Annotated in this window: 24 protein-coding genes; 10 read left to right on the top strand and 14 right to left on the bottom strand. The window is 29.4% G+C overall.

Going from position 1 to position 20,416, the window contains the following annotated elements; all coding sequences use genetic code 11:
- Entirely contained in the window at positions 1 to 876 is an 876-nt protein-coding gene (locus BWR22_RS10435; protein ID WP_076733617.1) for a DUF808 domain-containing protein, read from the top strand.
- Positions 877 to 900: 24 nt separating this feature from the next.
- Here the strand turns inward: BWR22_RS10435 and lptB are convergent, their stop codons facing one another.
- The 4 genes from lptB to BWR22_RS10415 all read right to left on the bottom strand — a co-directional run bounded on the left by lptB (position 901) and on the right by BWR22_RS10415 (position 3,839).
- On the bottom strand, positions 901 to 1,641 hold the full coding sequence (lptB, locus tag BWR22_RS10430; protein WP_076733616.1) for an LPS export ABC transporter ATP-binding protein: 741 nt from the start codon (positions 1,639 to 1,641) through the stop codon (positions 901 to 903).
- Positions 1,642 to 1,706: 65 nt separating this feature from the next.
- The gene (locus BWR22_RS10425) at positions 1,707 to 2,054 is read right to left on the bottom strand and encodes a carboxymuconolactone decarboxylase family protein (RefSeq protein ID WP_076733615.1); all 348 of its coding nucleotides are present in this window, start codon (positions 2,052 to 2,054) and stop codon (positions 1,707 to 1,709) included.
- Positions 2,038 to 2,874 (bottom strand): twin-arginine translocase subunit TatC, encoded by an 837-nt coding sequence (gene tatC, locus BWR22_RS10420; protein ID WP_076733614.1) that lies wholly within the window; start codon positions 2,872 to 2,874, stop codon positions 2,038 to 2,040. The genes BWR22_RS10425 and tatC overlap by 17 nt, the downstream gene beginning before the upstream one ends.
- The gene (locus BWR22_RS10415) at positions 2,874 to 3,839 is read right to left on the bottom strand and encodes a KpsF/GutQ family sugar-phosphate isomerase (RefSeq protein ID WP_076733613.1); all 966 of its coding nucleotides are present in this window, start codon (positions 3,837 to 3,839) and stop codon (positions 2,874 to 2,876) included. The genes tatC and BWR22_RS10415 overlap by 1 nt, the downstream gene beginning before the upstream one ends.
- A gap of 211 nt (positions 3,840 to 4,050) precedes the next feature.
- On the opposite strand from BWR22_RS10415, the gene BWR22_RS10410 reads away from it, so the two are divergent.
- Positions 4,051 to 6,243 carry a RecQ family ATP-dependent DNA helicase gene (locus BWR22_RS10410; protein ID WP_076733612.1) on the top strand — a complete coding sequence of 731 codons (2,193 nt, stop codon included), beginning with the start codon at positions 4,051 to 4,053 and terminating at the stop codon, positions 6,241 to 6,243.
- Between the two features lie 94 nt (positions 6,244 to 6,337).
- Here BWR22_RS10410 and BWR22_RS10405 read toward each other — a convergent pair whose 3' ends face one another.
- A complete protein-coding gene (locus BWR22_RS10405; RefSeq protein WP_076733611.1) occupies positions 6,338 to 6,769 on the bottom strand; it encodes a hypothetical protein in 432 nt (143 codons plus the stop codon).
- 117 nt (positions 6,770 to 6,886) lie between these two features.
- Between BWR22_RS10405 and BWR22_RS10400 the strand changes: the two genes are divergently transcribed.
- From BWR22_RS10400 to BWR22_RS10390, 3 genes are all read left to right on the top strand, one after another.
- Positions 6,887 to 7,819: a peptidylprolyl isomerase gene (locus BWR22_RS10400; protein WP_076733610.1), complete on the top strand. Its 933-nt coding sequence runs from the start codon at positions 6,887 to 6,889 to the stop codon at positions 7,817 to 7,819.
- 118 nt (positions 7,820 to 7,937) lie between these two features.
- Positions 7,938 to 8,633 carry a tetratricopeptide repeat protein gene (locus tag BWR22_RS10395; protein ID WP_076733609.1) on the top strand — a complete coding sequence of 232 codons (696 nt, stop codon included), beginning with the start codon at positions 7,938 to 7,940 and terminating at the stop codon, positions 8,631 to 8,633.
- 13 nt (positions 8,634 to 8,646) lie between these two features.
- Entirely contained in the window at positions 8,647 to 9,186 is a 540-nt protein-coding gene (locus BWR22_RS10390; protein ID WP_076733608.1) for a YfiT family bacillithiol transferase, read from the top strand.
- Here BWR22_RS10390 and BWR22_RS10385 read toward each other — a convergent pair whose 3' ends face one another.
- Positions 9,187 to 10,365 (bottom strand): MFS transporter, encoded by a 1,179-nt coding sequence (locus BWR22_RS10385; RefSeq protein ID WP_076733607.1) that lies wholly within the window; start codon positions 10,363 to 10,365, stop codon positions 9,187 to 9,189. It abuts the gene before it with no gap.
- A gap of 100 nt (positions 10,366 to 10,465) precedes the next feature.
- Positions 10,466 to 11,137 (bottom strand): hypothetical protein, encoded by a 672-nt coding sequence (locus tag BWR22_RS10380; protein ID WP_076733606.1) that lies wholly within the window; start codon positions 11,135 to 11,137, stop codon positions 10,466 to 10,468.
- A 115-nt stretch (positions 11,138 to 11,252) separates the two neighbouring features.
- Here BWR22_RS10380 and BWR22_RS10375 point away from each other — a divergent pair, with 115 nt between their 5' ends.
- Complete coding sequence (locus BWR22_RS10375; RefSeq protein ID WP_076733605.1) at positions 11,253 to 11,588, top strand: tRNA-binding protein; 336 nt, start codon at positions 11,253 to 11,255, stop codon at positions 11,586 to 11,588.
- Positions 11,589 to 11,680: 92 nt separating this feature from the next.
- Here the strand turns inward: BWR22_RS10375 and BWR22_RS10370 are convergent, their stop codons facing one another.
- On the bottom strand, positions 11,681 to 12,088 hold the full coding sequence (locus BWR22_RS10370) for a PUR family DNA/RNA-binding protein (protein WP_076733604.1): 408 nt from the start codon (positions 12,086 to 12,088) through the stop codon (positions 11,681 to 11,683).
- Positions 12,089 to 12,181: 93 nt separating this feature from the next.
- On the bottom strand, positions 12,182 to 13,939 hold the full coding sequence (locus BWR22_RS10365; protein ID WP_076733603.1) for an ABC transporter ATP-binding protein: 1,758 nt from the start codon (positions 13,937 to 13,939) through the stop codon (positions 12,182 to 12,184).
- Positions 13,940 to 14,207: 268 nt separating this feature from the next.
- Here BWR22_RS10365 and nusB point away from each other — a divergent pair, with 268 nt between their 5' ends.
- The 4 genes from nusB to BWR22_RS10345 all read left to right on the top strand — a co-directional run bounded on the left by nusB (position 14,208) and on the right by BWR22_RS10345 (position 17,139).
- Complete coding sequence (nusB, locus tag BWR22_RS10360; protein ID WP_241828204.1) at positions 14,208 to 15,152, top strand: transcription antitermination factor NusB; 945 nt, start codon at positions 14,208 to 14,210, stop codon at positions 15,150 to 15,152.
- Positions 15,153 to 15,210: 58 nt separating this feature from the next.
- Complete coding sequence (locus BWR22_RS10355; RefSeq protein ID WP_076733602.1) at positions 15,211 to 15,705, top strand: DUF1573 domain-containing protein; 495 nt, start codon at positions 15,211 to 15,213, stop codon at positions 15,703 to 15,705.
- A complete protein-coding gene (yajC, locus tag BWR22_RS10350; RefSeq protein ID WP_076733601.1) occupies positions 15,705 to 15,998 on the top strand; it encodes a preprotein translocase subunit YajC in 294 nt (97 codons plus the stop codon). The genes BWR22_RS10355 and yajC overlap by 1 nt, the downstream gene beginning before the upstream one ends.
- Positions 15,999 to 16,131: 133 nt before the next feature.
- Positions 16,132 to 17,139, top strand: coding sequence for a LacI family DNA-binding transcriptional regulator (locus BWR22_RS10345; RefSeq protein ID WP_076733600.1), 1,008 nt, complete (start codon positions 16,132 to 16,134; stop codon positions 17,137 to 17,139).
- An 18-nt stretch (positions 17,140 to 17,157) separates the two neighbouring features.
- On the opposite strand, the gene BWR22_RS10340 is transcribed toward BWR22_RS10345, so the two are convergent.
- The 5 genes from BWR22_RS10340 to BWR22_RS10320 form a co-directional block, all read right to left on the bottom strand.
- On the bottom strand, positions 17,158 to 17,757 hold the full coding sequence (locus tag BWR22_RS10340) for a YdeI/OmpD-associated family protein (protein ID WP_076733599.1): 600 nt from the start codon (positions 17,755 to 17,757) through the stop codon (positions 17,158 to 17,160).
- 3 nt (positions 17,758 to 17,760) lie between these two features.
- Positions 17,761 to 18,138: a DUF2200 domain-containing protein gene (locus tag BWR22_RS10335; RefSeq protein ID WP_076733598.1), complete on the bottom strand. Its 378-nt coding sequence runs from the start codon at positions 18,136 to 18,138 to the stop codon at positions 17,761 to 17,763.
- Between the two features lie 74 nt (positions 18,139 to 18,212).
- Positions 18,213 to 18,659 (bottom strand): SET domain-containing protein-lysine N-methyltransferase, encoded by a 447-nt coding sequence (locus BWR22_RS10330; protein WP_083678281.1) that lies wholly within the window; start codon positions 18,657 to 18,659, stop codon positions 18,213 to 18,215.
- 51 nt (positions 18,660 to 18,710) lie between these two features.
- Positions 18,711 to 19,757, bottom strand: coding sequence for an ACR3 family arsenite efflux transporter (arsB, locus tag BWR22_RS10325; protein WP_076733597.1), 1,047 nt, complete (start codon positions 19,755 to 19,757; stop codon positions 18,711 to 18,713).
- A gap of 3 nt (positions 19,758 to 19,760) precedes the next feature.
- Positions 19,761 to 20,393, bottom strand: coding sequence for an arsenate-mycothiol transferase ArsC (locus BWR22_RS10320; protein WP_076733596.1), 633 nt, complete (start codon positions 20,391 to 20,393; stop codon positions 19,761 to 19,763).
- Positions 20,394 to 20,416 lie beyond the last annotated feature (23 nt).

Below are 20,416 nucleotides of genomic sequence, written 5' to 3'. Positions count from 1 at the left end.
ATGGCATCAGGATTTTTTGCATTATTAGATGATATCGCAGCGGTAATGGACGATGTGGCTGTTATGACTAAAGTAACAACCAAAAAAACAGCTGGTATTCTTGGAGATGATTTAGCTGTAAACGCAGAGAAAGCTTCTGGTTTTGTATCGTCTAGAGAGTTACCAGTTTTGTGGGCAATTACAAAAGGCTCTTTTATTAATAAGCTTATTATTTTACCAATAGCCTTTTTATTAAGTGCATTTTTGCCATGGGCAGTTACAGTTGTTTTAGTTTTAGGTGGAGTTTATTTGGCTTTTGAAGGAGCGGAAAAAATTTACGAATTATTTGTACCACATAAGCCTAAAAAAGAAATAGATTTAGAAGCAGAGTTAAGCGAAAAAGAGGTAGTAGCTTTGGAAAAAGGTAAAATAAAATCTGCAATTATTACAGATTTTATTCTTTCTGTAGAAATAGTAATTATTGCTTTAGGTACTGTTGTAAACGAATCGTTAGGTTTTCAAATTACAATTGTTTCTATTGTTGCAATTATTGCAACAGTTGGTGTTTATGGTATAGTTGCTCTTTTAGTTAGAATGGACGATTTTGGTTATAAACTTATAAGTTTAAGTAAAGATGGAAAAGGTTTTTCTGCAATAATTGGTAACTTTTTTGTTAAAGCTTTACCTGTAATAATAAAAAGTTTATCGGTTATTGGAACCATTGCATTATTATTAGTTGCAGGTGGTATTTTTGTTCATAATATAGAATTCTTTCATCATTTTCTAGAACAGATACCTTCTATTTTAAGAGATTTTATTGTTGGTTTGTTAGTGGGTATTGTAGCGTTAATAGTTGTACTTGTTTTCAAGAAAATTTTAAAACAATTTAAAAAGTAAACCAACCTAGCATTAATTTGGTTTTTAAAAATCAATTTTCGTTTTACGAAGTTCAAAATTCTGACCTAAATATACTTTACGCACCATTTCATCTGCAGCTAGTTCCTCTGGTACACCGGCTTTAAGAATACCACCTTCAAACATAAGGTAAGTTCTATCTGTAATAGCTAGAGTTTCTTGTACGTTATGATCGGTAATTAAAATTCCAATATCTTTTTTTGCTAATCGAGCAATAATACGTTGTATATCTTCAACAGCTACAGGATCTACTCCTGCAAAAGGCTCATCTAAAAGAATAAAATTAGGATCGGTTGCTAGGGCACGAGCAATTTCTGTTCTTCTACGTTCTCCACCAGATAATAAATCGCCTCTATTTTTTCTTATATGTCCTAAACTAAACTCTTCTATAAGCGATTCCATTTTATGTAATTGCTCTTTCTTGCTTAATTTTGTTAATTGTAAAACACTTAAAATATTATCTTCAATGCTTAATTTTCTAAACACCGAAGCTTCTTGTGCTAGATAACCAATACCGTTTTGAGCACGTTTATACATTGGGTATTTGGTGATGTTTGTTCCTTCTAAAAATATATCACCATCATTAGGTTTTATTAAGCCAACAATCATGTAGAAAGATGTTGTTTTTCCGGCACCATTAGGTCCTAGTAAACCTACAATTTCTCCAGTATTAACTTCTAAAGAAACGTCTTTTACTACTTTTCGCCCATTGTAGGACTTCATTAAATGTTCGGCTCTTAATTTCATAAAATTAAATATAAGTGATAAAAATACTAAAGTTGTACTTAAACTAAAATTAGTTTATATAAAGTTTAACTTTGGGTTTCTAATTCTTCCCAATACTCATAAGCTCTTCTTAAATGAGGAATTACAATAGTACCACCAATTAATGTAGCAATGCTTAATGTTTCTACAACTTTTTCTTTAGATAATCCAGCTTTATGGCATGACTCTAAGTGGTATTTTACGCAATCATCACAACGTAAAACGGTTGAGGCAACTAAGCCTAAAAGTTCTTTTGTAGCAACATCTAGAGCACCTTCTGTAAAGGCATTAGTGTCTAAATTAAAAATACGTTTTATAATTTTATTATTGTCTGATAATATTTTATCGTTCATTTTAGAACGGTAATCGTTGAATTCTTTAACTGACTGTGACATCTTTTCTATTTTTCTTTTTCTGTTTTTTAACTACCATTCTAGAAATAAATATACTAACCTGGTATAATATTAATATTGGTATTGCCACAATAATTTGGCTCGCAATATCTGGAGGTGTAATTATAGCAGAAAGGATAAGCACAATTACAAGTGCAAATTTTCTGTATTTTTTTAAAATTTCTGGTGTTACTAAACCAACTTTAGTTAAGAAGTAAATAACAATAGGAAGTTCGAAAACAAATCCTGCTGCTAATGATGATGATCTAATTAAAGAAATATAAGAACTTATATCTATTTCGTTTAATATTTCTGCACTTACAATATAATTAGCCAAGAAATTAATAGAGAGTGGAATTATTATAAAGTAACCAAATAATACACCAATAAAGAAAAGGATAGAGGAAATTATAATAAAACCTCTAGAGGTTTTACGTTCATTCTCTTTCATTCCTGGACTTATAAAATGCCATAATTGATATATAATATAAGGAAAAGCAATAATAAAACCGGCATAAAAAGAGGTCCAAATATGTGCCGAAAACTGTCCGGCCATGGTTCTATTTTGAATAATAAAAGGAAACTCGGCTTGACAAAAAGTGGTGTCTTCAATTCCAAAAAATTGAGAAATATTACACAGCCACTGGTAAGTAGGAAAAGACATTTTCTTGGGCCACATAATAATGTTATCCATTATAAATGTTCCAAAAATAAATGCTACTGTACCACATATTACTATTGAAATAAAAATTCTAATTAAATGCCATCTTAAATCTTCAAGATGATCTAAAAAGGACATGCTGTTTACGTCTGGTTTAGCCATTAAATAATTCCTTCTTTTATTAAATTATGTATGTGTATAACACCGGCATACTCACCATTGTTTTCGACTAATAATTGAGAAATACCGTTGGTTTCCATAAGTTCCATAGCGTCTACAGCCATAGCTTCTTCGTTAATGGTTTTAGGATTACTACCCATAATATCTTTAGCAGTTAAACCAGTAAAATCATCTACTTTAGTAAGCATACGTCTTAAATCACCATCGGTAATAATACCTACAATTTTGTTGTTTTCTGTAACGGCAGTAACACCAAGTAAACTTTCAGATATTTCAATAATTACTTTTTTTACATCTGTATCTAATTGTACTTGAGGTTTGTTATTAACAGAAGATAAATCCTGAACTCGTAAATAAAGTTTTTTTCCTAAAGCGCCACCAGGATGATATTTTGCAAAATCCTTACTCGAAAAACCTCTAATTTCTAATAAACAAACAGCTAAAGCATCACCAATTACTAATTGTGCAGTTGTACTAGTTGTTGGAGCCAAATTATTAGGGCAAGCTTCTTTAGCTACATAAGCGTTTAATACATAATCTGCTTGAGTACCTAAAAAAGAATCTTTATTGCCAGTAATGGCAATCATTTTATTTTTTGCATTTTTTATTAAAGGTACTAGCACTTTTATCTCTGGAGTGTTTCCGCTTTTAGATATACAAATTACAACATCATCTTCAAGTATTAATCCTAAATCTCCATGAATAGCATCTGCAGCGTGCATGAAAACAGCAGGTGTTCCAGTAGAATTTAATGTTGCAACAATTTTTGTTGCAATAATTGCACTTTTACCAATTCCTGTAATAATTACACGCCCTTTAGATTTATATATAAGTTGTACTGCTTCAGCAAAATCATTATCAATTAACGTTGCTAAATTACTAATCGAAGCACTTTCTAAAGCAATAGTTTCTTTGGCGATTTTTAGTATAGAATCTTTAGTATTCAAAATTTATAATTTTAAGATTTGGTTGCAATTAAAAAGATTTTCTTATCTTTAAAAGTTGCAAAAAATAACATCGTATTAATGATTGTTGATAATCTTGGCAAATTTAGCGAAAAATTAAAAGGAAAACTTTAATTCTTTATACTAAAAAGACCATATTCGAAGTTGTTTTATTTAAATTAGATGTGTAAATATTAAATTGCTTAAAAATATAGTGAAAAGTCAAATTCGTGCCGCCCTAAAAAAATATTTCGGTTTTAGTGAGTTCAAAGGATTACAAGAAACCGTTATAGAGAGTATTCTATCGCAGAACAATACCTTTGTTATAATGCCTACTGGAGGAGGTAAATCCTTATGTTATCAACTTCCCGCTTTAATGCAAGAAGGTACAGCAATTGTAGTGTCTCCTTTAATCGCCTTAATGAAAAACCAAGTAGATGCTATTCGTGGTATCTCAGATGAACATGGCGTTGCTCATGTTTTAAATTCGTCTTTAAATAAAACTGAAATAAAACAGGTAAAAGAAGATATTACAAACGGAATAACAAAATTACTTTATGTTGCTCCAGAGTCTTTAACTAAAGAAGAAAATGTAGAATTTTTACGTACAGTAAAAATATCTTTTATGGCTATAGATGAAGCCCATTGTATTAGTGAGTGGGGACATGACTTTAGACCAGAATACAGAAATTTAAGAACTATAATAAAACGAATTGGAGATAATATTCCTATTATAGGATTGACGGCTACAGCAACTCCAAAAGTGCAAGAAGATATACTTAAAAACTTGGGTATGAGTGATGCTAAAACTTTTAAAGCATCGTTTAATAGACCAAACTTATATTATGAAATAAGACCAAAAACTAAAACGGTAGATTCAGATATTATTCGTTTTATTAAACAAAACGAAGGTAAAACAGGGATTATTTACTGTTTAAGTAGAAAACGTGTAACAGAATTAGCTCAAGTATTACAAGTTAATGGCATAAAAGCATTACCGTACCATGCAGGTTTAGATGCAAAAACTAGAGCAAAACATCAAGATATGTTTTTAATGGAAGATATAGATGTTGTTGTTGCTACAATTGCTTTTGGTATGGGAATAGACAAACCAGATGTACGTTTTGTTATACATCACGATATACCTAAAAGTATAGAAAGTTATTACCAAGAAACCGGACGTGCAGGTAGAGATGGAGGAGAAGGACATTGTTTAGCCTATTATGCATATAAAGATATAGAGAAACTTGAAAAATTTATGTCTGGAAAACCTGTTGCCGAACAAGAAATAGGTCATGCTTTATTACAAGAAGTAGTTGCGTATTGTGAAACTTCAATTTCGAGACGTAAATTTATTTTACACTATTTTGGAGAAGAGTTCGATAATGAAACTGGTGAAGGTGGAGATATGGACGATAATATGCGTCATCCTAAAAAGCAAATAGAAGCTAAAGAAGATGCGGCTTTACTTATGGAAATTGTACAGCTAACTAACGAAAAATATAAATCTAAAGACCTAGTTAGTGTAATAGTTGGGAGTTCTAACGCTATGATTAGTTCTCATAAAACAGATAATCAACCATTTTTTGGGAAAGGAAAACATAAAGATAAAAAGTTTTGGATGGCTTTATTGCGCCAAATATTAGTAGCAGGTTATCTAAAAAAAGACATAGAGACTTATGGTGTTGTAAAATTAACTGATGATGGAAAAGCATTTATAGAAAGTCCTGTTTCATTTATGATGACTGAAGACCACACTTTTGATGAATCTCATAACGACCATATAATTACAGCAGAAAAAGGTGGAGGAGCAGTTGTAGATGACGCTTTAATGAAAATGCTAAAAGATTTACGAAAAACTAATGCTAAAAAATTAGGAGTGCCTCCTTTTGTTATATTCCAAGATCCTTCGTTAGAGGATATGGCTCTAAAATATCCGGTAACAATACCAGAACTGTCTAACGTTCACGGAGTAGGAGAAGGAAAAGCAAAAAAATACGGTAAGGATTTTGTAGCTTTAATAGCTAAATATGTAGAGGAAAACGATATTATGAGACCAGACGATTTTATTGTAAAATCTACAGGTACTAATTCTGGTTTAAAACTCTATATTATTCAAAATGTGGATAGAAAATTACCATTAACCGATATTGCTTCGGCTAAAGGTATGGAAATGGGAGACTTTATTAAAGAAATGGAAGCCATAGTATATTCTGGAACGAAGCTTAATATTAATTATTGGATTGAAGAATTGTTAGACGAAGATCAACAAGAAGAACTGCATGATTATTTTATGGACTCTGAAACCGATAAAATTGATGTTGCTATAGATGAGTTTGATGGTGATTATGACGATGAAGAGCTACGTTTATACCGTATTAAGTTTATTAGTGAAGTAGCAAATTAAAATTTAAAACCTAATAATAACTTTTGTAAGGTCTATTTAATAAAAAATTACAATAGACTTTACATTTATGTTTTAATTAGTCGCTGTTTTAAATTTATTTAGAATAAAGATTAAACAAAATTTCTTTCTTTTTTACGTAAAGAGTAAGTTGTTTAATGTTAGATCTTTTTATTTTTTCAACGTCTGTTTTTTCAATTTGAAAATCTATTCTTGTAACGTGTCCATCTAATGGGCTAGCAGATTCAGATTCAAATTCAGGCATATCAGAATCTAAATTAAGAGTATAATTGTTACCAATAATTTCAAGTTTTGCACCATTTTTTGTTTTCACTTTTAAGCGTCCAACAATAAATGTTTGAAGGTAGTAGTACCCGCCTAATTCGTTATAACCAACGTACATAACTTCATTATTTGATATAGCCAAAGGCTCACCTTCACCAGATTGAATTATCGTTTCAATATAATTATCGTTAGTTAAAACTTCTTCATTTTGCTTGCTACCAAATAATTTACCAAAAATACCCATAGTTACATTTTATTTGCATCAAAGCTAATAAAATTCAAACTTCAAAAAAAACTCATAACACTTTACTTAAAACTTTTAACTTCTTCCTATCTTTGCACTTCATTAAAAAACAAGACAATGCAAGACGGTTTATACGCAAAATTTAACACGAATAAAGGTGCTATTTTAGTTAATTTAGAATTTGAAAAAACACCTGGAACTGTAGGTAATTTTGTTGCTTTAGCAGAAGGTAATATGGAAAACTCTGCTAAACCTCAAGGTACACCTTATTATGATGGTTTAAAATTTCATAGAGTAATACCAGATTTTATGATTCAAGGTGGATGTCCTCAAGGAACAGGAACAGGAAACCCTGGTTATAAGTTTGATGATGAGTTTCATCCAGACTTAAAACATAGTGGCCCAGGAGTTTTATCTATGGCAAATGCTGGACCTGGAACAAACGGAAGTCAGTTTTTTATAACTCACGTTGCTACAGATTGGTTAGATGGAAATCATACCGTTTTTGGAAATGTAGTAGAAGGACAGGATGTTGTAGATGCTATAGCTCAAGGCGATGAAATTGAAACATTAGAAATAGTAAGAGTTGGTGATGCAGCTAAAAACTTTAATGCTATTGAAGCTTTTAGAACTTTTGAAGGTGCTCGCGAAAAAAGAATAGCAGAGGAAAGAGCAGCAAAAGCAGCTGAGTTAGATAAATATTCTGCAGGTTTCGAGCAAACCGAGAGTGGTTTACGTTACCAAATCGTTCAAAAAGGAGACGGAGCAAAAGCAGAAAAAGGAAAAACAGTTTCTGTACATTATAAAGGAACGTTAACAGATGGAACGGTTTTCGATTCGTCTTACAAACGTAATCAACCAATTGATTTTGCTTTAGGAATGGGACAAGTAATCGCAGGTTGGGACGAAGGTGTTAGCTTATTAAAAGTAGGCGATAAGGCACGTTTTGTAATACCAAGTGATTTAGGATATGGTTCTAGAGGTGCTGGTGGAGTTATACCGCCAAATGCAATATTAATTTTCGATGTAGAATTAATGGCTGTAAAATAAGCAGAAAATAAATATTTGTTTAATATAAGTAACAAATACAAATCTAAAACGTCTCATAATTATGAGGCGTTTTTTTATGCCAAACATTTATTATTTTTAAATACCAAAAACACCAAAAATGAAAACCAAACTTATTATTTACACTATAATTTGTACTCTATTTTTAGCTTGTGGTAAAAAAGCAGACTATACTCCAGAGTTTATAGAAAAAACCACCGGACGTTATTTGTTTAATGTAAATGAAGTAATAGAAGTTTATTTTGAAAATAATGAACTGTTTTTAAAATGGAGAGGTGCAGAAAAGATAGAGCCTTTATATTTAGAAGAAAACACCTATTTTATAAAGGAGATGAACAAGAAAATTAAGTTTTTAAAACATCCCGAAAATAAGATTATGTATATTTCTGAAGTTTCACCAGATGAAAACGCGAAAACAACATATAATTATAAAAAAATGCCAGATTCTTTACACGTTCCAAGTACTTATTTAAAAAATAAGGAATATGAGAAAGCAACAGAAGGTTACTTGGCTATACAAAAAGAAGATTCTCTAAATGTGTTTATAGAAGAGCATGTTTTTAATAGATTAGGTTATAATAAACTTAAAGAAAAAGAATTTGATGAAGCTATAGAACACTTTAAAATAAATGTAGCTTTATATCCAGAAAGTAGTAATGTTTACGATAGTTTGGCAGATGCTTATGCTAGAAAAGGCGATAGCTTACAGGCTTACAATAATTACAAAAAAGCTTTGCAACTTAATACAAGTAATGATAGGGCAAAACGTTTTATTGCATCTTACAATAATGAATAAAGATGTGTAAATAATGAATAATCAATCATTAGAAAAATTAAAGTATCCAATAGGAAAGTTTAATTGTCCAAAAGAAATTACAGTAACTCACACTAAAGAATGGATTAGTGTATTAGAGAATTTTCCAAGACATTTAGAAGAACTTGTAGTTAATCTTAATAATAAACAATTAAATACACCATACAGGCCAAATGGTTGGACAGTAAGACAACTAATACATCATATAAGTGATAGTCATCACCATAGTTACATTCGTTTTAAGTGGGCAATAACAGAAGAAAATCCTGTAATTAAAGCTTATAATGAAAATTCTTGGTCGCAATTGCATGATTATAATCAACCAATTGAAAATTCTTTATTACACATAAAAGTAATTCATGCAAAGTTGGTACATTTTGTAAAAGGCCTTTCTTTTGAAGATTTAGAGCGTACTTTTATTCATCCAGAAAGTAATGAGGTCATTGCTTTAAACAAAAACTTAGGAATATATGCTTGGCACTCTAATCATCACTACGCTCATATAGAGAGATTGATTAAGAGAAATGAATGGTAATTACACCTTTTTGCTTTTATTCATTTTTAGTGATGCTAATCCTAAAATAGGACCAATAGCTAGAATAAAAAAAATGTAATTTGAGTCTGTTATTTCTATAAATTTAGACACAAATTGAATACTTATTATAGTTACCAAATAACCAATTGAATTAACAATTGTTAGTGCTGTTGCTTTTATTTCTCCTTTAACATTTTGAGCAATTAAAGTCGATAATAATGGAGAGTCTGCAATAACAACCATTCCCCAAAAAACAAGAAAACCAATAAAAAGTATTTTATTTTCAATAGAAAAAACAAACGGAGATAAAATACAACAGCAACAAGATAAAAGTAAGGCTATTGCCGCAGTTTTTTTTGTTCCTAAAAATTCTGCAATATATGCTCCTATAACGCAGGCAACACCTCCAATTCCTATTATTACAAATGATAGTAATGGAATGTTAAAGTTAGTTTGTGTAAAGTTAATACTATACTTTGTTAACATAAGTGGTACAAATGTCCAAAAGGCATAAAGCTCCCACATATGTCCAAAATAAACTAAAGCTATAGATCTAAAATTACGATTTTTAAAAACACTAAAGCATGATAATAAGTTTAAATTGTTATTTGGTTTACGATATGGTCCATCTGGAACTAATACAAACATTAATAAACCACCAAATGTTGAAAGGGAAGATGTTGCTATAATAACAGACTTCCAAGAATAGGTTTGTGTTAAATCTTTTAATAAATGCGGAAGTGCTGTACCTAAAACTAATGCACCAACTAAAAAACCAAGCGATTTGCCTAAACCTTTATTAAAGTAATCGGCAGCTATTTTCATTCCAACTGGATAAATGCCTGCTAGAAAAAAACCAGTAAGAAAACGACATACAATTAAACTTGTAAAGTTGTTGGCTTCATTTATAATTATTAAATTAAAAAAAGTTCCAAGAATTGCACTAATTAAAAACACTTTTGATGGTGAAAAACGATCAGCAATTGCCATTATAGCAAAAATTAATGTGCCAATAATAAACCCAAATTGAACCGAAGATGTTAAGTCGCCTAACGCATTGTCGTTAAGATTAAAATCTTTAATAAGATTAGTAATTACAGAGTTGCCAGCAAACCAAAGCGAAGTGCAAAAAAATTGAGAAATTACAATTATAGGAAGTATTAGTTTAGATTGTTTCAATATTTTTATGTTGATATTTAATATCCTTAAAATTGTGTGTTGCAAATTTAAAACCACTTAAAAAAGACTGATAAATAAATGCTTCTGTTTTATTAAAAATCTATTTATAATTTATGCAATCACCTATAATAATTATATTTTTTTTAATTTTCTTATAGCTAATTAGTACTTCGGTACTGTGGTCTTTTTCAAAAACGTCTATGTGCTTTTTTTCTATTAATAAACCGTTTGGTAAGTGTTTTTGTAGTTTCCATTTTTCGTATGCTGTTGGATGCGTAAAAAAAGGTAGATGAGAAATGGATGAGTTATCTATAATATAAACATTTGTACCTGAGCCATTTCTTTTTCTTTTTTTGAAATTTAGCTTGCTTTTTAAATTATAGATTTGATGATTTTTATTATTTATTACTGTGTCTTTGGGTGCAGAGAATTCATAATCATCGATTACACTTTTATACTCATTTTTTTTAAATGTAATTTGATTACAGTTAATATTAATGGCTTCAGCTTCGTTTATCTGAAATTTTGAAACTAATACAAAAGAATGCAATTTATCATGATGTTTAAAAAACATATTATAATTTAAGCTGTCTTTTAAAGTAAGCTCGGCAAAATAGCTGTTGTCTTTTGAGTTTGTTAAGTAGAATACTTTTTTTTTAAGCGAATCTTCTTTTAAGAATGTTCTTTCATATTCAATTAAATAATCAAAAGTATATTTTTCTTGTGCAGAACAAAAGGTTGAAAATAGAATAAGAATTATTATGTGTTTCATACTTAGGCTTATAAATATTGCAAATATAATTGAATTACAATGTACTATATTAAAGCTGATTTTTTTTATTTTTTTACAATTTGTAAGAGCTATTCAACTTTATTACCTTTAGCTCATGAGCAAAACTATTCAATTTAACGATTTTACTAAAGTAGATATTCGTGTAGGAACTATAATAGAAGTAAATGATTTTCCAGAGGCTAGAAATCCGGCATATAAGCTTACTATAGACTTTGGAGCTTTAGGTGTTAAAAAATCTTCGGCACAAATTACTACGCTTTATAAAAAAGAAGACTTAATAGATAAGCAAATTTTAGCAGTTGTTAATTTTCCTAAAAAACAAATAGGCAAATTTATGAGCGAATGCCTAGTATTAGGAGCGGTAAATGGCAAAGATGTTACTTTATTAAACCCAGAACTTAAAGTAAAAAACGGAAGTACGGTGTCTTAATACAAATATTTTACTAAAACAATTTTAATAAAAAAACCATTTCAAAAGAAATGGTTTTTTTATGTTTAATATATAAAGAGTTAACTTTTTTATTAAATATCGTCGAAATCTATATCTGTAAATCTGCTTTCTGCAGTTTCACTAACATTTGTTGTGTCTTCTGTAACAGCGTCTTGGTTAGTTCTAGAAGAGTCGTATTCTTTTTTGTAATCTTTTTGGTGACGATCACTAATAACTTCGTCTCCTTTTTCGGCAATAACATAATCTGTCATTTCCTGTAAAATGCTATTAAACTCATTAAAATCTTCTTTGTATAAGTAGATTTTATGTTTTTTGTAATGAAATGAGCCATCATCATTTGTAAACTTTTTACTCTCGGTAATTGTTAAATAATAATCACCGGCTTTTGTAGCGCGAACATCAAAAAAATAAGTACGTCTTCCAGCTCTTAAAACCTTAGAGTAAATTTCTTCTTTCTCCATCATCTCGTTATTGTTCATAATTTTAATTTGTTATTAATGTGTTTCAAAAATAGGAAAAAAATAAAACCACGCAACATTTTAAAGTTTTTCTTTTAATTAGACTTATTTACATTAATTAGTATAATTTTCACTCATTTGTTTAATATAGAGTTCTTTGTAGTAACCATCAATGTTTATAAGTTGATTGTGTGTTCCTTTTTGAACAATTTTTCCATCGTCTAGTACTATAATATGGTCTGCATTTTTAGCTGAAGAAATGCGATGACTTACTATTATAGTTGTTTTACCAGCCGAAACTTTTTTAAGATTGTTAAGTATTTTTTCTTCTGTTTCTGTATCTACTGCAGAAAGACAATCGTCAAATAATAATATTTGTGGATTTTTAACTATTGCTCTAGCAATAGACACTCTTTGTTTTTGTCCGCCAGATAAAGTAATACCACGTTCTCCTAAAACTGTTTGGTATCCATTTGTAAATTTTGAAATGTTTTTATGTACTTGGGCGTTTTTTGCAGCAGCAATTACCTCTTCGTCTGTTGCATTTTCTTTACCAAATTTAATATTATTATTTATGGTGTCGCTAAACAAAAAGGCATCTTGTGGTACATAACCAATAGCGTCTCTTAAACTTGTTAAGTTTAATTGGTCTATTTCTTTATTATCGATTAATAATTGACCTTTATTAATATCATACAATCTGCCTATTAAATCTAAAATGGTAGATTTACCAGAGCCTGTTTTACCAACTATAGCTAAAGTTTCACCAGAGTTTAATTTAAAACTTAACCCTTTTAATGCTTTAATATTAGTATCGTCGTAAGTAAAATAAACATTTTTAAATTCAATATTACCTTTAATTATAGAAGGTTCTATTGTGTTGTTTTTAATTTCTGGTTCAATTTTTAAAAACTCATTAATTCTCTTTTGCGAAGCCTCAGCACGTTGAATAATAGAGGTTACCCAACCAACTGTAGCAACAGGCCAAGTTAACATGTTTACATATATAATAAACTCCATAATATTACCTAGAGAAATTTCACCATTTATATACTGCATACCACCAATGTAAATAACTAGAATATTACTAATACCAATTAGTAAAATCATCATTGGAAAAAAGAACGCTTGAATGCGTACTAAACTAAGTTGTTTCTCTTTACTTGTGTAAGCAAGCGTAGTAAAATCTGCCTGTGTTTGTGGTTCTATACCGTAAGCTTTAATTACCGAAATACCACTAAAAGCTTCTTGAGTAAATGTTGAAAGTTTAGATAAATACTCTTGAACTATTGTACTACGTTTATGTATTTCTTTACTAATTAAATAAATTAAAACCGATAGAATAGGAAGCGGAATTATAGTGTATAACGTTAAAGTAGGTGCTTGTTTAAACATAAAAGCCAAAGCCACTATAAAAAGTGTAATGGTATTTATACTATACATAATTGCAGGTCCGGCATACATTCTTACCTGTGTTACGTCCTCACTTATTCTATTCATTAAATCTCCTGTTCTATTTTTTTTATAAAAATTTAAAGAGAGTTTTTGGTACTGTTGGTAAATTTCATTTTTTAAATCGAATTCTATATATCTCGATACGTTAATAATATATTGACGCATAAAAAAAGTAAGAATACCTGCTATAATTGCAGTACCAATAATTAATAAAATATTATTTAAAAGTTCTTGCTTAAAATCTGAAATTGAGTTTTCAGGATTTTGTAATTGGTTGTTTACAATATCTATAATAGAACCAATTAATTTAGGAACATAAATTTTAAAAAGCATAGATATAATTGTAATTAAAATACCAATTATTAATTGCTTTTTATATTTTAAGAAATATTTGTTAAGGTGCTGTAATTCTTTCATTTACAGTTTTGGAGTTTGTTTTTTAGTTTAAAAACCTAAATATGTCGCTTTTTTATAAAGACAAAGATAAAGTATAAAAAGGAATAAAAAGGGTTGTAATGTTGGATTAGATTGTGTTTTAGTACAATAAAATTACTGTTTGTTCTATTATAAATAATATTAGCAATTAATAATAAATAATTAGTATTAGTATTCATAAAATATATTATTTTTGCCGACTTAAAGTGACCACCACTTTTATATTAATTTTATTAAGTTCTTTGTAAAGATGTTAAGTAGAAGACACATTCGAGTTAAAGTTATGCAAGTGCTTTATGCCTTTAATGGTAGTGAAAGCGATGATTTTTCAAAAGATCAAAAATTTTTATTATACAGTATAGATAACATGTATAATTTGTATTTATTATTAATTTCTTTAATGATTGAAGTACAAAAGCGTGCAGAATCTCACTTAGAAAAAACTACAAAAAAACATTTAGCAACTGCCGAAGAAAAAAATCCTAATCGTAAATTTATAAATAACGAAGTGCTTATTATGCTTAGAGATAATGAGCAGCTTCAAGCCAAATTTGATGCCCATAATATTAAAAATTGGGATTTAGATTCTGAATATGTTGATATTATTTATAAAGAAATATTAGCGAGTGATATTTATAAAGAATACCTAAAAACTACTACAACAAACTTTAACGAAGACCGTAATTTTATTGTAGAGGTATTTAAAGAAATTATTGCACCTAACGATAAACTTTATGAGTATTTAGAAGACAAACATTTAACTTGGTTAGACGATTTGCCTACTGTAAACACTTCAATACTTAAATTATTACGCAAAGTAAAAAAAGACTCTAACGCATTTCATTTTCTGCCTAAGTTGTATAAAGATATCGAAGACAAAGAATTTGCAATTAAGTTGTTTAGAAAAACGTTGTTAAATCAAAATACATTTACAAAAGAAATAGAAAATAAAACAACAAATTGGGATAGCGATAGGATAGCAAATATAGATTTAATGTTACTTAAAATGGGAATATGCGAAATTCAAAACTTTCCATCTATTCCTACAAAAGTTACTATTAACGAATATTTAGAAATATCTAAAGAGTATTCAACACCAAAAAGTCGCATATTTATTAACGGAATACTCGATAAACTTGTAAAAGAATATCAAATCGAAGGAAAACTAAATAAAGTTGGCCGTGGCTTGATGTAGTTCAAAATTATTCTTATTTTTGCGTTCGAAATTTATCAAAATATTTAAAAATTAAATTATGAAAAAAGTAGTATTATTATTTAGTGCAGTATGCATGTTAGCTTTTACTTCTTGTAAAGAAGACGCAACAAGCAAAGTAGATGACACAAAGGTTGCAGCAGCAGCAGAAAGAGATCAAGCTGCATCTAAATTTCCAGTAATCGAGTTTAATAAAACAGATCATGATTTTGGTGAAATTATCAATGGAACTCCAGTTGAAACTGTTTTTACATATAAAAATACAGGAGAAGCGCCATTAGTAATTACAGATGTAAAAAGTTCTTGTGGATGTACAATTCCTAAAGATTGGTCTAGAGAGCCTTTAGCTCCAGGTGAAGAAGGAAAATTTACAGTTAAATTTAATGGTAAAGGAAACAACAAAATTTCTAAAGCAATTACTGTAACTGCAAATACAGAAAAAGGTAGAGAAGTAGTTAAAATTTCTGCTTTTATTAAGCCAGATCCTAATGCTCCTGCAAAAACAGCAGCACCTTTATCTCCAGCAATTAAGTAATGGGAGATATTTCAGGTTTTTTACCAATAATAGCAATGTTTGCTGTAGTGTACTTTTTTATGATTGCACCACAGATGAAACGTGCTAAGAATGAAAAAAAGTTCGCTGCCGAGTTAAAGCGTGGCGATAAAATAGTTACTAAAAGTGGTATGCATGGTAAAATAGTAGAGCTTAACGATAAAGATAATAGTTGTGTTATAGAAACTATGTCTGGAAAATTAAAGTTTGATCGTGCTGCAATTTCTATGGAAAGCAGTAAAGCTTTAAATGCACCTTTAAAAGTAAACAAATAACTCTATTTTAATAAATTACTAAAAATCCTCAAGTTAAAACTTGAGGATTTTTTTTGTGTAATTTTTTAAATTTGATAATCAATCTTTTTGTACTTTCGTAAGGATTTTTTCATTTCAAGCCACAATTTTTTATATGATTACTTTAAAAGAACTTGCCGAAAAACTAAATGTTTCCATCTCTACAGTTTCTAAAGCCTTAAATGGAAGTAGTGAAATAGGAGAAGCAACTATAGCGCGAGTAAAGGAAACGGCTAAAATGTATAATTATAAGCCTAATCGCGTGGCTTTAAGCCTTAAAAATAGCAAGACAAAAACCATAGGAGTTATTATCCCAAATATATTAAATCACTTTTTTGCTAAAGTTTTATATGGTATAGAAAAGGAATCTGCAAAGCAAGGTTATAATATTATTACATGTCTATCTAACGAGTTATATGAAAAAGAAGCTAACAGTTTAGAGCTATTAGCAAACGGAAGTGTAGATGGTTTTATAATGTCTATTGCTGAAGAAACAGAGGTTAATAAGAAAACAGATCATTTTAAAGATATTTTAAATCAAAAAATACCTATTTTAATGTTCGACCGTGTGTCTCAAGCCATAACTTGTGATAAAGTTGTAAATAACGATTTTCAAGCAGCCTACGATGCAACAATGCATTTAATAAAAGAAGGTAGAAAAAATATAATACTAATAAATAAGATTGAAGAACTAAGTGTTGGTAAATTAAGATCTAAAGGTTGTTTTAAAGCTATTGAAGATGCAAAACAATACAATAGTAATTTAACCGAAGTAAAAATACCTAGTACAGAAAATGTAGAAGTTGCAATTGAAAATTATTTTGATAAAAAGCAACCTATAGATGGTGTTATTTGTATCGATAATATTTCTGGTGGAGCAGTACTAAATATTGCAAAAGAGAGAGGATATAGTATACCACAAGATATGTCTATAATTGGTTTTAGTGATGATAATGTTTTGCCATTTACAAGTCCAAAACTTTCAACTATAGCTCAACATAGTGATGCTATTGGTGAAGCATCTGTACAAATTTTAGTTAATAGATTAGAGTCTAAAGAACCAGTAGAAACGGTATTTAAAACTATAGACTTTAGTTTAAATTTACGTGAAACTACACTGTAATATTAAAACAAGTAAAAATTAGCAGTTTTTATATTTATCGTGTAAGCCAGCACCTTTTAAAATCATAGGTTTAATTTTTTCTAACCTAGACAATTTTGTGCTTTCTCGTTTTGCATCAATTATATGGTTGCAATATTCTCTTTGGCAAGATGGCGTTAAAGCTTTAAAAGCATCTTTAAATTTTTTATTGTTTTTTATTTCTTCGGCAATTAAATCTGGAATTGTAACATCTTTCTTTGTAGCGCGAACAGGTTTTAGTTCTTTACCATTTTTTTGATTTTCTATAGCTTCTTTTATATATGCTATAACAAGAGGTTTGTTTATGTCTTCCAACTTTTTAAAACGCATTTGGCGTAAAGCTTTAGTTTTTTCTTGTGCCTTTTCTAAAAGGTTATGCTCATCTTTTAAAAAGACACCGTTAAAAAACCATAAACAAAAATGATTTTTAAAAGCACCAATACCTAATATATTCTTTCCAGACAAAGTATAAGTAGGAGCAGACCATTTAATAGTTTCTTCAAGATTTGTAGATAAAATAAGTTCTCGAAGTATCTCTAAAGCGTCTTTAAAATGATTGTTATTTTCAATATATTCTTCTACCGAGTCTGCTTTTTTCATGTTTTAATTTATTTTTTTTTCACGTAAAATTTTTTCCATTTTACGACCTTTAGCTAATTCATCTATTAACTTGTCTAAGTAACGTACTTTTTTTGTTAAAGGTGTTTCGATATCTTCTATTCTATAACCGCAAATTACACCTTTAATTAAATCGGCATTTGGGTTTAAGGTTGCGCGATCAAAAAAAGTTTTAAATGTAACTTTTTCGTCAATGAGTTGTTTTATTTTTTCAGTATTAAAACCAGTTAGCCATTCTATTACCGTATGTAACTCTTCAACTGTTCTGCCTTTTTTTTCAACTTTATCAACGTAATGTGGGTATACAGAAAAGAATTTCATTTCTGCAATTCTTTTATCATGTTCGGGTGTTGTTGTACTCATAATTTTAAGCTTAGTACTCAAAATTAGTCAAATTTATTGAGACAAGAAATAGGGAAAATTTATCAAGCGCTAAATTAACTGTGTTTTTGCCAATATGCTTTACCATAACTGCAAAAAACTTCGTCTCCGGCATTAATATTTTTGGTTGCCATGATGCAAACATTATCATCACTGTCTAAAGTAATTTTAGCATTATTTTTAAAAGTGTTATTTACTATACCTTTAGCATCGTTAGCATATTTTGCATAACACTGTGTGTGCATGCTGTCCATTATGTTACCGTCTAAAAGGTTAATAAAATAGCGATCTTCACCTTTATTAACCCTTTTTTCGGCTTCAAATGTGCTAATAATTTCTCCTTTAAAAATAGAAATTATTTCATTTTTAAATATATCTATTGCGGTATATAAACCATTACCAGCATTTGGTATTTGTGAGGGTTTTATGAATAAATATTCACTTTCATCTGCATCAATAGAATCAAATGAAACATATTGAGATTTATTAGCATTTTCTTTCAAAGTATAAGACGTTTCGTTTACTAAAATAGTCTTCGAATTTACTTAACTTTTTTATGCTTTAGCTTCTAGATAGTATTTTTTTCTTAACCAAAACGATACACGAACTAATAAAATTAATGCCGGTACTTCTACTAGTGGACCAATAACTCCTGCAAAGGCTTGTCCGGAGTTTAGTCCAAAAACTGCAATAGCAACTGCTATAGCTAACTCGAAATTATTTCCTGCTGCAGTAAAAGCTACGGCTGTTGTTTTGTCGTATTCTGCTCCTGTAGCTTTTGTAAAGAAAAAACCAATAATAAACATTAATGTAAAGTAGATTAATAATGGAACAGCAATTATTAAAACGTCCATAGGTATTTCTACAATTAGCTCTCCTTTTAATGAGAACATTATTACAATAGTAAATAGTAAAGCTATTAATGTTAATGGAGAAATGGTTGGAATAAATTTATTTGTGTACCATTCATCTCCTTTTAGTTTTACTAAAATTAATCGGCTTAAAATGCCAAGTGCAAAAGGTATACCTAAATATATTGCTACACTTTCTGCAATGGTTGCAACAGAAATATCAATAATTGCACCTTCAAACCCAAAATATGGAGGCAGTACTGTTATAAAAAGCCATGCATAAAAGCTATAACCAAACACTTGAAAAATGCTATTTAATGCAACTAAACCTGCTCCATATTCGCTACTGCCTTCGGCTAAATCATTCCAAACTAAAACCATTGCAATACAACGTGCTAAACCAATTAAAATTAGTCCAACCATGTATTCTGGATAATCACGTAAAAATATAATAGCTAAAAAGAACATTAAAACCGGACCAATAATCCAATTAAGAATTAGTGAAATGGAAAGAATTTTAGTGTTCTTAAAAACCTTTGGTAATAATGAGAAATTTACTTTGGCAAGTGGTGGATACATCATCACTATTAATCCAATAGCAATAGGAATGTTGGTACTACCACTACTAAAAGAGTTAACAACTTCTGGAAAAGATGGATAAAAATACCCAATACCTACGCCAATAGCCATTGCGATAAAAATCCATAGTGTTAAATAACTATCTAAAAAACTTAATTTTTTTATTGCCATTATTTATGCTTTAATTTGAGAGAATATGTAAAATAATTCGGTTGCAATTTGTATGCTTCTTTCGTTGTACTTTTCCTCTTGTTGTGGTGTATTATCGAAAGCTTTTGGGTCTTGAAAAGTAATTGGTATACGTTTTTCTGCGCCAGGAATAAAAGGACATGCACCATCTGCTTGCGAACAAGTCATTATTGCTGCAAATTCAGATTTAGGATTAAAATCGTCTCCAAAAGTTTTGGAAAAGCCTATAATAGGATGCTCGTTTGTAGCATATTTAATACTGTAAATAGGATTTTTACCTTCAGAAAGTGTATTAATTTTAAAACCCGAATTTTGTAATGCTTTTGCTGCCATTGGAAACATTGCTGTAGCTTCTGTTCCGCCAGAATAACAAAACACATTATCTATATTAAAATACTGTGCCATTGCTTGCGCCCATACTTGCGATAAATGACTTCTTCGTGAGTTATGAGTACAAATAAAATTGATACGAATATCTTGTTTATTTTCAACTTTGGTTTGAATATATTCCGCTAACGGATTTAAAACCGTTTTACGTTCTTCTGAAATTGTTTCAGGTTTTAAGGTTTTAATTGTAGTGTCTATTTCTGAAAATAGAGTAGATTGTGTAGTAATCATTTTTTGTAATTTTATAATTAATT

Source organism: Lacinutrix venerupis (assembly GCF_001971745.1).
Taxonomy (GTDB): Bacteria; Bacteroidota; Bacteroidia; order Flavobacteriales; family Flavobacteriaceae; genus Lacinutrix; species Lacinutrix venerupis.
The sequence above is the reverse complement of the archived record's forward strand: the minus strand, read 5'-3'. Positions and strand labels throughout refer to the sequence as shown.